The 14,005-nt window shown below is 61.7% G+C and carries 11 protein-coding genes and 1 pseudogene; 1 reads left to right on the forward strand and 11 read right to left on the reverse strand.

What is annotated here, in order from left to right:
- Positions 1-132 (forward strand): annotated as a pseudogene (locus tag ACGTN6_RS17540) (IS481 family transposase); the annotation flags it as partial.
- Positions 133-168: 36 nt separating this feature from the next.
- On the opposite strand, the gene ACGTN6_RS17545 reads toward ACGTN6_RS17540, so the two are convergent.
- The 11 genes from ACGTN6_RS17545 to ACGTN6_RS17595 form a co-directional block, all read right to left on the reverse strand.
- Entirely contained in the window at positions 169-1,908 is a 1,740-nt protein-coding gene (locus tag ACGTN6_RS17545) for a coiled-coil domain-containing protein (protein ID WP_394594071.1), read from the reverse strand.
- A gap of 56 nt (positions 1,909-1,964) precedes the next feature.
- Positions 1,965-3,050: a chain-length determining protein gene (locus ACGTN6_RS17550; protein ID WP_394594073.1), complete on the reverse strand. Its 1,086-nt coding sequence runs from the start codon at positions 3,048-3,050 to the stop codon at positions 1,965-1,967.
- 110 nt (positions 3,051-3,160) lie between these two features.
- The gene (locus tag ACGTN6_RS17555; RefSeq protein ID WP_394594075.1) at positions 3,161-4,051 is read right to left on the reverse strand and encodes an ABC transporter ATP-binding protein; all 891 of its coding nucleotides are present in this window, start codon (positions 4,049-4,051) and stop codon (positions 3,161-3,163) included.
- A 159-nt stretch (positions 4,052-4,210) separates the two neighbouring features.
- Positions 4,211-5,023: an ABC transporter permease gene (locus ACGTN6_RS17560; protein ID WP_394594077.1), complete on the reverse strand. Its 813-nt coding sequence runs from the start codon at positions 5,021-5,023 to the stop codon at positions 4,211-4,213.
- A 180-nt stretch (positions 5,024-5,203) separates the two neighbouring features.
- Positions 5,204-6,889 (reverse strand): polysaccharide biosynthesis/export family protein, encoded by a 1,686-nt coding sequence (locus tag ACGTN6_RS17565; RefSeq protein WP_394594177.1) that lies wholly within the window; start codon positions 6,887-6,889, stop codon positions 5,204-5,206.
- Between the two features lie 62 nt (positions 6,890-6,951).
- Positions 6,952-7,347 (reverse strand): DVU3141 family protein, encoded by a 396-nt coding sequence (locus ACGTN6_RS17570; RefSeq protein ID WP_394594079.1) that lies wholly within the window; start codon positions 7,345-7,347, stop codon positions 6,952-6,954.
- 239 nt (positions 7,348-7,586) lie between these two features.
- Entirely contained in the window at positions 7,587-9,500 is a 1,914-nt protein-coding gene (gene cysN / locus ACGTN6_RS17575) for a sulfate adenylyltransferase subunit CysN (RefSeq protein WP_394594082.1), read from the reverse strand.
- Between the two features lie 58 nt (positions 9,501-9,558).
- Positions 9,559-9,912, reverse strand: coding sequence for a four helix bundle protein (locus ACGTN6_RS17580; RefSeq protein ID WP_394594085.1), 354 nt, complete (start codon positions 9,910-9,912; stop codon positions 9,559-9,561).
- A 56-nt stretch (positions 9,913-9,968) separates the two neighbouring features.
- On the reverse strand, positions 9,969-10,886 hold the full coding sequence (cysD, locus tag ACGTN6_RS17585) for a sulfate adenylyltransferase subunit CysD (protein ID WP_394594087.1): 918 nt from the start codon (positions 10,884-10,886) through the stop codon (positions 9,969-9,971).
- 188 nt (positions 10,887-11,074) lie between these two features.
- Positions 11,075-11,911 (reverse strand): 3'(2'),5'-bisphosphate nucleotidase CysQ, encoded by an 837-nt coding sequence (cysQ, locus tag ACGTN6_RS17590; protein ID WP_394594090.1) that lies wholly within the window; start codon positions 11,909-11,911, stop codon positions 11,075-11,077.
- Between the two features lie 160 nt (positions 11,912-12,071).
- The gene (locus ACGTN6_RS17595; protein WP_394594093.1) at positions 12,072-13,835 is read right to left on the reverse strand and encodes an SLC13 family permease; all 1,764 of its coding nucleotides are present in this window, start codon (positions 13,833-13,835) and stop codon (positions 12,072-12,074) included.
- Positions 13,836-14,005: the final 170 nt, after the last annotated feature.

A 14,005-nucleotide genomic window follows, 5' to 3' on the forward strand; every position in this document is an offset into this window, starting at 1 on the left:
CTGTACAATCACCACATCCCGCAGAAGGCGCTGCACCATCAATCACCGATTGCGATGATGAAAGAATGGCAGACCAAGCGTCCTGAGTTATTTACCAAGCGGGTAGTCAATCACACGGGACCCGACAGGTAAGAGGGAAATGCCGTCACCACGAGGGCGCCGTTGGTTCTACTCAGCCATGGCGATCGCTGGCGCCGGGAGCGCCGGGAGATGAGGATGCGGTGTACGTTGTTCCAGGCGACCGAATCGAATGAAATGCACCAGTGGATTAAGCCCGCTCTTGGCCACATCGTGATAAGTCAGCAGATACCAAGTCGTATCGAATGTAGCACTGGGGTTATACCCTTCGGCAGCACCAGCTTTGAGGTAGTGTGTAAGCGGATCCATTCCGGAATCAGCTACGGCCGGATAGTGTTCTAGGTACCAGTCACGATCGAACAAACCAGAGGCCATCACCACCTCACGTTCCCGCTTTAGAGCTTTACGGGCATATCGTCCCTCACCGCGAGCACGTTCCTGCAGCACAGCGGCCAACTCTAACACCCGAGTACGCTCTACTGCGCGTTGCTCGGCCAAGCGCGTCTCCGCAATGCTAAGCTCTCGGGCACGAGTCTCGTACACTGTCCGTAGCTTGGCAAGACGACGCTGGAGCAGGTTTTGCATCTGTTCGTTTTGTTCCAGACGCTGATGGAGCAGCTGACGCTTGCCTTCGTTCTCCTCAAGACTCTCCTGCAACTCTTGACGCTGCTGCTCTTCTCCATCCAGACGGCGTTGCTGATCTTGACTAGCTCTTATAATGCGTTCCAACTCTTCCTGAACGAGATGTAACTGCTCCAGTAGCAAATGGTTTTCTTCCTCAAAAGCAGAACGTTGTTTCTCTGCCTGTTGCAATGATGCCAGCTGCTTGTCGAGGGTCTCCTTCTGTGACAATAACGACTTGTGCGACTGTTGAAGTTCCTTTAGTTGCCGCTGCTGCCCATTTTGATGCTTCTCCTGTTGCTTCATTCGTTCAGCGGCTTGCTCGTGAGCTTTGCGTCGCTTCTCCAACTGTGCGTTGAGCTGAGCAACCGTCGTTGAGCTTTCATTGAACCGGTACTGCAAAGCATCTTTCTCGCCTGTAAGCGCACTGAGCTGCTTGCTCAGAGTCTGATTCTTCCCTAACACATTTTCCAACTCTTCTTGTACTAGGTGAAGCTGCTCCAGCAACAGCCGGTTTTCCTCTTTCAGCTCAGCATTGTCCTTCAGAGCAGCTTGCTGGGAGGCCATCTCACTATCGAAAGTTGCCTGCCGGCGCTGCTGTTCAGTCTGCCAACTTTGGAATAGCGACTCTATATCTTCTTCAATATTTGTGCCGTTTAGAGACACTTGGCTATCCACCAAAGGCAAACTACACGCTTCCAGTTGTGATGAAAGGTCAGGCCAGTCCGGAAATTGACGCACAGCCTCACGAGCTAAGAGCTTCAAAGCTACATCTTCGACGGTTTCACGATCGTTATCTGGCGCTTCCGACGGCAAGGTCAACGGTGAGAGCGACTCGGGCCTTTCAACCTCGATGGACCAATAGTCCATCAGTGATGCATAGCCTTCGAGAGGTGCCCGGTGCAAATCACTTAAGTCGATCAGCACTGCCGCTTCACGGTTGGCTTTGAAGCAGTTGATCAGTCGTCGGGCCTGCTCGGCCCATCGCTCCATTGCCTCCTGAGGCTTCTCTCCCTGCTGCATAGCCTGCTGAAGCGCTATCTCCGGGGGATGGTAACCAAGCAACAAGGGGACTGCTTGGGTTTCCTGGTTTAGCATAGCCCCCGGCTCTTCGTCGCCTAGCCATTCAGGTTGATGGCCGAGATTTTTCAACCAATTAGCTAACGTCTCTGGCGGACTGTAGCAGGTGACCCAAAAAGTGATCTTCATACGATAGCATCAGTTTGTCGTCGAATTAGTAGATAAATAGTCGGCTTGGCGACTGCTTAGTCCCGATGATCGCGGATGATCAGTAACAGCATATTCAAGATAAACGCCAGGAATATGGTGACCAGAGCAAACACCGTCGCGTTGTACAGGCGATCCGGCTTGGTGGGATACTCCGGCATCAGGGGGCTTTGCAGCACGCTTACCTGCTTGAGCTTGCGCGCAGCTTCAAGCCGAGTGTTTTCCAGGGCCGACAAGGCACTGGAATAGGTTTCTTGAGCAAACTGGGCCTTGAGCTCCAGCGTCTGGTATTCGGAGGAAATGCGATTCAGCGATTCTCCCGTGGCCTGGGCCAGGCGATCGCGCTGCTGCTGGATCTGCTCGCGCATCGCGTCGATTTCGCTCTGTATGCGCTGCATGTCGGCCGAGCGGCTGCTCTGGTAGCTGGAAATGGCCTGGCGCTGGGCTTGCAACTCCGCCAGCTTGCCTTCAAGCGACGCCACCACCTGGTTGATACTCTCCACGGTCTGCGTCGGCGAGACGAGCCCTTCGCGGTTCTGGAAGGCCAGCAGGTCTGCGCGCGCATCATCCAGCCGGTCGCTCAGGCGACCCAACTGGCGCTCGAGGAACTGTACCTGCTCGTCCGCCAGACGCTGGCCCATATCGTTCATATGCGCCTCGCCGGCCTTGAGCAGCAGCTCGGTCATGCGATGCGCGAATTCCGGGGTGTATGCCTGTACCTCGATATTCAGCACGCCGGCGTACTCGTCCATTTCGACGGTGACGCGCTTGAGGTAATAGTCATGCAGCTCCTCAATGGGGGCATCGGCATCCCACAGCCGCGCGAAGAGGTCGCCATGGGTGCTGTAGTGGCTGCGGAAATCGAGCTGCTGCTGCACTTGCTTGAGCATGTCCACCGAGAGCAGGTATTCGCGCAGCAGCAGAAGATCGCTATCGCCGCTGCCACCCAACGAGATCACCGAGGAGAAGTCCATCTCCGGCGCGGCGATCTGCGGGCTTTCGAGCACGACGGTGGCGCGAGAGACATAGCGGTCCTCTGCCCATACGGACCAGTAAAAGCTGACGAGCAGAATCGCCACGATGGCGAGAGCCCAGTGGGGCTGCTGTTTCAGAAGTTGTTTCATGAGATAAGCTGTAAGCCGTAAGCTATAAGCTGCAAGGACGACCACCATCGATGACGGGCAGGTTGCACGCCGCTGGTGGTGATCACGTTAGAGTTTGCTATCGGATCGAATCAGTCGTCTTCCGAAGACTGCATGGCTTGAACATGCCGACGAGCGTCTTGTAACCGTCCGCCGGCGGCCCGAAAGGCATCACCGAAGACCTTGCGTTCGCGTGGAATCAGGTCATCGGCCTTGGCCTGCTCGAAGGCGGCCTTGGCTGCATCGAATTCCTGCTTGCACAGACGCAGGTACTCTTGGGCTTCCGGCAGGCTCGTCGGCGTTGGCTGGCGGCGCGCCTGGGAGTTATCGGTGTCATCGTGGTAGGCGGTGATGGCGTCTTCGATGTCGTCGTACCAGATGGCCTGCCCCTCCTTGAGATAGACCCCCGCCTGGCACAGCTCCTTCAGAATGCCCTCGGTGTGTGAAACCATGATCAGGCTGGCCTGCCCCACCTTGTCCTTGAAGGCTTTCTTGGCCTTTTCCTTGAACGCCCGGTCGCCGACCGCCGTTGCCTCATCCGAGAGGTAGACGTCGAAGTCGAACGCCAGGGAAAGCCCGAAGTTGAGGCGGGCCCGCATGCCGCTGGAGTAGGTCTTGATCGGCTCGTCGAAGGCATCTCCCAGTTCGGAGAATTCCTGGACCCTGTCGATCACTCCCTGCACGTTGCCTCGCCCACCGTGCACCCGCGCCACGAACTTGACGTTCTGTCGGCCGGTCATCGATCCCTGGAAGCCCCCGGCCAGCCCGATGGGCCAGGAGACGCGGCAGCCGCGCTCGATCGTGCCCCGTTCGGGGCTATCCATACCGGCTATCAGCCGCAGCAGGGTCGACTTGCCGGCACCGTTGCGTCCTATCAGTCCCACACTGACGTTGCTGGGAATCGTCAGGTTGATATCCCTGAGTACCCAATCGCTGCCATGGTGGTTGTGGTAGCGCTTGTAGAGGCCGTTGATGTGGATCATGGAATCTTAGTTAGAAGCTGGAAGCTGGAAGCTGGAAGCTGGAAGCTGGAAGCTGGAAGCTGGAAGGCAGCATGCCCCAACATCATGGGAATGGGGTCAAGGTTTTTTCTTCAAGCTTCAAGCTTAAGCCCGCGAAGCGGGCGCTCTTCCAGCTTACGACTACTTAGCCTTCAATTTGTCCTTGAAGCGAACGTGCAGCAGCATCCCCAGCGCAAGCGTGGAGAGCGTGAACATCCAGAAATAGGTGGCACTGGTGCCGTGCACGACGTGGTAGCCCTCGAAGAAGCTCGCCCGCAGCAGCTCGAGGGCATGCACGATGGGGTTGAGCATCAGGTATTCCAGCAGCCAGTGCGGCAGATGGTTCAGCGGGAAGATCACCCCGGAGAGGATGAGCAGCGGCATATTGATCATGCGCACGATCTTGGCCACTTCCGGCACCAAGCCGCCTACGACCGAGACGATCAGGCCCAGGCCAAGGCCAAGGGCCCAGACTGACGCCCACCAGGCGAAAGCGCCAATGGCGTCGTCGGGGTTGATATCCAGCCCCAGCATCAGCCCGCCGACGATAAACAGCAGGAAGATAAAGGTGCGCAGCATGCCTTCCAGGAAGTTGCGTACCAGCACTGGATCGATAGGCTGCACCTGGCGATAGGCGAACAGGGCGCTGTTGGCCTCCACCGCGCCCAGGCCCCGCATCATGCCTTCGCGGATCAGGAAGAAGCCCATCATCCCGACGATCATCCAGGGAATGAAGTCGGCGCCAACGATAAGTTTATCGCCGCGGATGAAGGCGCGAATCCCCACCATGATCAGCGTGAAGGCCAGCGGCTCGAAGATCATCCAGAACCAGCCCATGCGATCGGTCATGGTACGAGACACGGCCTCGCGCATGAACATCGCGTACCAGACGCTGCGGGTTACCTGCCAAGGCGTGCGACGCGTTGGAGTGGCAGAGGAAGTTGGCTGTGTCATTGGTTTATCCATGAAAGCTGGAAGTCCCCGGCTTCGCCGGGAGCTAGAAGCTGGAAGAGCGCCTGCTTCGCGGGCTTAAGCTGGAAGAAACCCACTGGAGACCAGTTTTGGGTAATGGTGTTGACCTTGGGTTTTCTTCCAGCTTCTAGCTTTAAGCTTCCAGCTCCCGGCGCAAGCCGGTCAGAGATCCAGCGCCACCTTCGTGGCCACGGCCACCTGGTAGAGGATCTGCGTGATCGACTTGCCGAGTTCGATGTTGCTGGTCGGGGCGCGCGGGAGAACGATGATCTCGTCGCCGGCTCTCAGCCGTGCATCACCGGCCGGGACCACGGCGCCGTTGCGATGGGCGACCAGCACTTCGTCGTCGTTGGCGCGCGGGGTGAAGCCGCCGGCCTGTTCGATGTAGTCGTCGACGGACATGCCCGGGGTATACACCACCGCCTGGGGCATGGTGATCTCGCCGCTGAGCAGGATGGCGTCGTTGGTTTCGGGAATCCGGATCACGTCGCCGTCCTGCAGACGCACGTCGGCGAGCCCCTGGCCACGGCGTGACACAACGAGCTGGCCGGTGGGCTCAACCTGCGAGGCCTGCTGCACGAAGCGTTCGATCAGCTCGGCCTGGCGTACCTGGATCTCGCCTTCGGCGGCGGTGCGTGCCGGGTAGCCCAGATAGGTGGTCTGCAGGCGATGCAGGCTCTTGTCCAGGGCTTCTTCCTGCTGCTCGGCGACGCTTTCGCGCAGGATCGAGATGTCGCGAACGCTGGTCATTTCCTTGGGCACGCTGACGGCATCGAGCAGCTCGCCGAGCCGTGCGTTGCGCGGCAGCACATAGCGCGATGGGCCGAAGAAGCTGCCCTGCAGCTCGACGACGATGCTTTCGCTGCGCTGGTCGGAGCTGAACAGCACCTCGTCGCCGCTTTGCACGGTGCGGCTGCCGAATTCGCTGAGCGGAACGTAATCGGCCAACGGGCCGTCGGCGCGATCGCCGCGCAGCAGGACGTGCGACACGCCGCTGCGCAGGCGCGCCAGGCGGGTCACGTCAGCGCCGCTCAACTGCTGGCCCGTCAGCTCGTAGCGATACTCGCGCTTCACGTCGCCGGTGACGGCGATGGCCGGGCCGCGCTCCTCGACGACGATGGTGTCGCCGTCCTTGAACTGCGGGCGCTGGATGTCGCCGTCGAGCAGGAAGTCGTACAGGTCGACCGTCGCGACGGTGCGACCGTTGCGCTCGACCCGAATCTGGCGATAGCTGCCGAGGTCCTGGTCGATGCCGCCGGCCTGGTCGAGGAAGTAGAGCACCGAATCCGACGGCGTGCCGGCATAGCGCCCCGGGTTATCGACGTAGCCGGTAACGAACACGCCGACCGGCTGCACGCCCTGCAGGTTGGTGTAGACCTCGACGTCCTGCGGGTAGACGTTCTTGATCGCCTGGCGCACCTGGGCATCCAACTGCTGGCTGCTCATGCCCTGCACCTGCACCGGGCCGATCGAGGGAATGAACACATTGCCCTGGGCATCCACCGCCATGGTGCGGTCGAGTTCCACCGCGCCCCAGGCGCGCAGGGTGACCTGGTCGCCAGGCTTGACCTTGTAACCGGCATTCAGGCCGTCGGCCATGGCACCGCGAAAGCCGCCTTCGAAGAGGTTGGCACCGAACGGCGGCAGCTCATCCATCTCCGCCTTGGGCGGGTTGGCGACGGGGCCATAGTTTGCGATTGGACCATAGTTGGCATTATTCCAGTTGGCTCGCGGGTTGGCGTCGACGCTCTCGCCTTCTCCAGTGGCCTGGGCGGCCGCTGCGGCTGCCGTCGCCCCCTGCTGGTCGGAAAGGCCCAGCGAAGGCGTGAGATTCTGGGCATTGGCCATGCTGGGCAGGGCCAGCAGGCCCGTCACCAGGGCGGCGCTTAGCCATGAAGTATCACGATGGTTCACCGGCGAGTCCTCCCTGACTCGGTTTGCGTCACCAACCGCTGGCTGGCCCACTGGCCGTTGGCCAGTTGACAGGCCACCTCGAAGCGCACGTTGCCGCTGCGCAACTGGGTGACTTGAAGCTGCCGGCAGGTACGGCCGCTGGCCGCGTAGTATGGCGCATCGGCCATCACCTGGACGTTGCCGCCCCAGGGGCTGCTGTTGAGGGCCAGCGCACTGCCGGGGGCCGATTGACTGAGAAAGCCGTTGAGGTTGTCGCCGAGCGGCTGCCCGGCGTTGGCATCGGCCATCACCGAGCCGCTCTGCGTTGCCTGCGGCTGCAGCGCGGCACAGCCGGAGAGGCCGAGCGTGAGCGCCATCAGCAGCGGCGTGAACATCTGCCATTGGCGTGGCATCCGACGCGCCGTGCGTCGCCTTGCCCGCGCCAAGCTTGATCGGCAAGTGGGGATATCGTGCATGACGAGTTTCCTGCGGTATTGTTCATGAATCATTGTCGGGGAACGCAGGCCGCTGGGACCTGCGTTCCCCGACAATGACGAATGAGCTTCGATAGTGGCTGGCCACCGAGGGCCTGGCGCCACTATCGCAGCGCCAGGCCCACACTTATAGCCCTTGAGCTTACAGCCTCGTGAGCTTATAGCTCCTTGAGCAGGCGGCTGACCATGTCTTGCTGGCTCATTTCCTGGGTGTTGACCGTGACTTCCGCGTCACGCGGCACTTCATAGGGGCTGTTGATGCCGGTGAAGTCCAGGATCTTGCCCTCGCGCGCCTTCTGGTAGAGCCCCTTGGGATCGCGCTCCTCGCAGATGTCCAGCGGCGTGTTGACGTGCACCTCGATGAAGCTGCCGTCGTCGAACAGCTCACGGGCGGCGTCGCGGTCGGCGCGGAACGGCGAGATGAAGGCGGTGATCACGATCACCCCGGCCTCGGCGAACAGCCGTGCCACTTCGCCCACGCGGCGGATATTCTCGGCGCGGTCGGCCTCGCCCATGCCGAGGTCCTTGCACAGGCCGTGGCGGATGTTGTCGCCGTCCAACAGCATGGTGTGATAACCGCGGCGGTTGAGCTCCACTTCCAGGGCGTTGGCCAGGGTCGACTTGCCGGAGCCGGAGTAGCCGGTGAACCACACGCACTTGCCGGCGTGGCCGTTGAGCTGCTCGCGCATGCCCTGGGTCACGCTGGTGCGGTTCCACACCACGTTGGCCTTGCTGTCGTTGTCGCGGAACTCGTAGGGCAGCTCGCTATCCAGCGGCTGGTGGATCATGCCGGCGCCGACGGTGATGTTGGTCAGCCGGTCGATGATGATGAAGCTGCCGGTGCCCGGGCTGGTGCGGTAGTCGTCGACCGGCACCGGAGCGGTCAGTTCCAGCCGGCAGCGGGCGATGGCGTTGAGGTCCAGGTGGTCGGCGTGGCGATGCTCGAGGGTGTTGACGTCGACCTGGTAGTCGATCGCCGCCACCTTGCCCGCCGCGTCGCGGGTGGCCAGCTTGATGTCGTACAGCTTGCCGGGCTCCAGCGCGGTCTCGTGCATCCACACGATGTCGGCCTCGAAGCTGTTGGCCAGCGGCACCTGTTCGTGCTCGGCCACCAGCCAGTCGCCGCGCGAGATGTCGATCTCGTCTTCCAGGGTCACGGTGATCGCCTGGCCGGGATAGGCTACGTCCAGGTCGCCGTCCCAGGTGACCAGCCGCTCGACGGTGGAGACCTTGCCGGACGGCAGCGCCCTCACCTTCTGGCCCGGGCTCATCACGCCGGCGGCCAGGGTGCCGCAGTAGCCGCGGAAGTCGAGGTTGGGCCGGTTGACGTACTGCACCGGCAGGCGCAGGTCGCGCAGGTTCTGGTCGTGAGTGATCTCGACGGTTTCGAGCAGCTCGAGCAGCGCCGGGCCGTCGTACCAGCTCATCGACTCGCTCTTGTTGACGACGTTGTCGCCCTTGAGCGCCGAGAGCGGCACGAAGCGGATGTCCGGTGCACCGAGCTTGCCGGCAATTTCCTGATACTCGGCGACGATCTCGTCGTATCGCGCCTGGGAGTAGTCGACCAGGTCCATCTTGTTGATCGCCACCACCAGGTGCTGGATGCCCAGCAGGTCGGCGATGAAGCTGTGGCGACGCGTCTGGGTCTGCACGCCGTGGCGAGCATCGATCAGGATCACCGCCAGGCTGGCGGTCGACGCGCCGGTCGCCATGTTGCGGGTGTACTGCTCATGCCCAGGGGTATCGGCGATGATGAACTTGCGCCGGTCGGTGGAGAAGAAGCGATAGGCCACGTCGATGGTGATGCCCTGCTCCCGCTCGGACTGCAGGCCATCCACCAGCAGCGCCAGGTCCACCTCATCGCCGGTGGTCCCGCTGGTCTTGGACGCCTGGGTGATCGCCGCCAGTTGATCCTCGTAGATCATCTTGGAATCGTGCAGCAAGCGACCGATCAGCGTCGACTTACCGTCGTCGACGCTACCGCAGGTGATGAAACGCAGCAGGTCTTTCTGCTCGTGTTCCTTTAGGTAGCTTTCGATGTCGTCTGAGATCAAAGCGGATTGGTGTGACATGACGAAGCCTTTAGAAATAAGAGTGAAGAAGGAAGAAGGAAGAAGGAAGAAAAACCACTCAGCCTGCGCCGAAATCTTCCTGCTTGCGGATCAATCCGCTCAGCATAGCGGCGATTTCCTTGGTTTCGTTGATCCAACAATACCCCTCCTCACGATCGATGTAGCCTATCTCAATGCCAATGTAGATCTGTGTCCGAAGTTCAGCACAAGAGCCCTTGGCAATATAGAGAAATCGGGTTCGGTCCTTGACGGAGTGCCGAGCCATGCCCTCGGCGATGTTACTGGGGACGGACAAGCCGGATCGAGTAATCTGATCCTTGAAGCCAAAGTCACGGGAATCAGCAAAATGCCGGTACAGCGACGCGGATAGTCGTGCAGAGCGCTTCCAGACATCCAGGCGTTCGAAATCCATACGTTCTTCCCTCTTCCAACTTCCCTCTTCCGTCTTTCTAACGCGCCTGAGGCGCGTTAGAAGTACCCCTCTCGCTTCTTCTTCTCCATCGAGCCCGCCTGGTCATGATCAATGGCGCGGCCGCTGCGTTCGCTGGTGCGAGTGAGCAGCATTTCCTGGATGATTTCGGGCAACGTGGTGGCTTTGGATTCCACCGCGCCGGTCAGCGGGTAGCAGCCGAGGGTGCGGAAGCGGACCCATTTCTCTTCGGGCACTTCGCCGTCTTCCAGCGGCAGGCGGTCGTCGTCGACCATGATGTCCATGCCGTCACGGTTCACCACCGGGCGCGGGGCGGAGTAGTAGAGCGGGACGATGTCGATCGATTCGAGGTAGATGTACTGCCAGATGTCCAGCTCGGTCCAGTTGGAGAGCGGGAACACACGAATCGATTCGCCCTGGTTCACCTTGGCGTTGTAGGTGTTCCACAGTTCGGGGCGCTGGTTCTTGGGGTCCCAACGGTGGTGCTTGTCACGGAACGAGAACACACGCTCCTTGGCGCGGCTGGCTTCCTCGTCGCGGCGCGCGCCGCCGAAGGCGGCATCGAAGCGGTGCTTGTCCAGCGCCTGCTTCAGCGACTGGGTCTTCATGATGTCGGTGTACTTGGAGCTGCCGTGATCGAACGGGTTGATGCCCGCGGCCCGGCCTTCCTCGTTGATGTGCTCGATCAGTTCCATGCCGGCCTTTTCGGCCATGCGATCGCGGAACTCGATCATCTCGCGGAATTTCCAGGTGGTGTTGACGTGCATAAGCGGGAACGGCGGCGTACCCGGGTAGAACGCCTTGCGCGCCAGATGCAGCATCACCGAGGAATCCTTGCCGATGGAATACAGCATCACCGGGTTGCGGAACTCGGCCGCCACCTCGCGGATGATGTGGATCGACTCGGCCTCGAGCTGCTTGAGGTGGGTCTGGCGTTCGGGGGTTATCTCAGTCATGGAGTATCCAAGTTTTCCAATTCAATGGGGAAGGCTCGAAGCTAGAAGAGCGCCGCTTCGCGGCTGGAAGCTAGAAGCTGGAAGAAACACCAAAGTCAAAACCATGCCCAAAGCTGGGCTCCCGTGGGGTTTCTTCCAGCTTCAAGCTTCCGGCTTCTAGCTCCCGGCGAAGCCGGGGACTTCCGGCTTCAAGCTTCAAGCTTGCGCTGGAAGCGCAGCGCGTTTTCCCAGCGCTCGTCGCGCTGACCACTGACGATGAAGAACGGGTTGAGCACGCTGTCCTGCTGGTTGCAGCGCAGCGGTTCGAGGGTGTGGGCGTTGAGCACGTCGCCGCCGGCGGCGGTGACCACGGCCTGGGCGGCGGCGGTGTCCCATTCGCTGGTCGGGGCGAGGCGCGGGTAGAGGTCGGCGGCGCCTTCGGCGACCAGGCACAGCTTGAGCGAGCTGCCCATGGAGACCCGTTCGTGGGCCGGCAGCTCGGCGCAGAAGGCTTCGAATTCGGCCGAGCCGTGGGAGCGGCTGCCGACGATCTTCCAGGCCTCCTGCTCAGGGTTCGGCAACGCGCGCACGGTAATCGGCTCGGCTGAGCCCGCGGTGCCCTGCTTCCAGGCGCCCTGCCCATGCTGGCCGACCCAGGTCGTCCCCAGCACCGGGGCGTGCACGATGCCGAACACCGGCACGCCGTCCTCGATCAGCGCCACGTTGAGGGTGAACTCACCGTTCTTCTTGATGAATTCCTTGGTGCCGTCCAGCGGATCGATCAGCCAGTAGCGCTGCCAGGTCTGGCGAGTGGCGTAGGGAATGTCGCCGGATTCTTCGGAGAGGATCGGCACCTCGGGCGTGGCCGCCTCCAGCAGCTCGACCAGCGCGTGATGCGATGCCATGTCCGCCTCGGTCAGCGGGCTCTGGTCGTCCTTGGTCTCGACCGCGAAATCGCGCTCATAGACCGCCAGCACGCGGCGGCCCGCAGCATGCACGCCATCGATCAGGCGGGCGCGCAGGTCGTTAGTTACGAAATCGGTCACGAAAACTCCTTTAAAACAAGCCATGAGCTGGAAGCTTGAAGCTGGAAGTCACCCCAAGGTCAAAACCCATGCACCGAGCAGCTAGATCAGCGGGTTTTCTTCCAGCTTCTAGCTTCCAGCCGCGAAGCAGCGCTCTTCCAGCTCTCTGACCGCGAAGCGGTCAGAACGGCCAAACCATCGGTATCAGCCCGACGGCGGTGGTGCCGACGATCAGGCTCAGCGGGGCGCCGAGCCTCAGGTAGTCGAGCAGGCGGTAGCCGCCGGGGCCGTAGACCATCAGGTTGGTCTGGTAGCCGAGCGGGGTCATGAAGCTGGCCGAGGCGGCGAACATGATGGCGACGGCGAAAGGCATGAAGTCGACGCCCAACTGCTCGGCCACCGACATGGCGATGGGGAACATCAGCACCGCGGCGGCGTTGTTGGTGATCAGTTCGGTAAACAGCGTGGTCAGCAGATAGACCATCGCCAGCGCCAGCCAGGGCGCCATGCGGGCGTCGACGAGCGCTCCGGCGATCACCTGGGCGGCGCCAGAGGTGGTCATCGCCGCGCCCAGGGCGAACGACGCCGAGATCACGATCAGCACCGACAGATCGACGTAGCGGCGTGCCTTGCTGACCGTAATGCAGCCGGTCACCAGCATGCCGCCGGCCGCCAGCAGAGCGGCCTCGAGGATCGAGAGCATGCCCGAGGCCGCCGACAGCACCAGCATCGACAGTACCGCCATGGCGATGGGCGCCTTGTGAAAGTCGGGCGGCGTGGAATCGTTCAGGGCGCTGACCAGCAGGAAATCCTTGCGGTAGCGATATTGCTCGACGAACTGCTGGCCGGTCTCCATCAGCAGGGTGTCACCGACCTGCAGCTGAATGTCGCCGACCTTGCCCGGCAGGCGCTGGCCCTGGCGGGAGATCGACAGGATCACCGCCTGGTAGCGCGAACGGAAGCGCGAGTCCTTGACGGTCTGGCCGAGCCCGGCGAAGTCCGACCCGATGACGGCCTCGACCAGGCAGCGGTGGTGATTGTCGATGTCGAGCTTGTGGACGTCGCCGTTGGCCGGGGTCAGGCCTCTCACCCGGCGCAGCTCGCGGGCACATTCCGGCGCGCCGATGAAAATCAGCACGTCGCCGCTCATCAGTTGGGTATCCGGCGGCACCGCGGTCATCAAGCGTCCGCCGCGTTCGATGTCAACCAGGTAGCCGTGACGCAGGTTACGCAGCCCGGCCTCGGCGATGGTCTTGTCGACCAGGGCACCGCCCTCGGCCACCACGAATTCGACGCTGTATTCCCGGGCGTGGTCGAGCTGCTCGATCACCCCTTCGCGGCGCGGCAGCAGGCGGTCGGCGAACAGCATCAGGAAGGCCCCGCCGATCAGCAGCACCGGAATGCCCACCGCCGCCAGGTCGAACATGCCCATCGAGACCTGCTTTTCGCTTTGCAGCAGGCCGTCCACCACCAAGTTGGTGCTGGTGCCGATCAGGGTACAGGTGCCGCCGAGGATGGCGATGTAGCTCAGGGGCAGGAGCAGCTTGGAGGGCGTCAGCCCAAGCTTGCGCGACCATTCCTGGATGGCGGGGATGAACATGGCCACCACGGTGGTGTTGTTCATGAAGGAGCTGAGTACCGATGCCGGCACCAGCATCCGGCACTGCGCACGCTTGAGCGTCGCGGGCTGGCCAAGCAGCGCATTGGCGACCCACAGCACGGCCCCGGTTTCCTTGAGGCCGGCGGCGACCACATACAGGGCGCCGATTGTCATCACCCCCGGGTTGGAAAAGCCGGCAAGTGCCTGGGAGGGATCGAGCACGCCGCTGACCACGAGAAAGGCCAGCGAGGCCATGAGCAGCGCATCCGGGGCGATGCGAGTGAGGGCGAGCGCCAGCAGCACGGCAACGACGCACGACAGACTGAGCCAGGCATCCCATGCCATGAAAAAACTTACTCCAACTGAGCAGGCACGCTACCGCCCGGGGATTGACACCGGGCGATTCCCTTGCCCTTGATCAACGATGGCGCCGATGCCTATGTACCACGTCCTGTGATCGGCTTATATGAGAATACCAATGAGGTGCGCATTATACGGGCTCACACTCCTTACAG

It is taken from the genome of Halomonas sp. B23F22_20, assembly GCF_043496985.1.
Taxonomy (GTDB): Bacteria; Pseudomonadota; Gammaproteobacteria; order Pseudomonadales; family Halomonadaceae; genus Halomonas.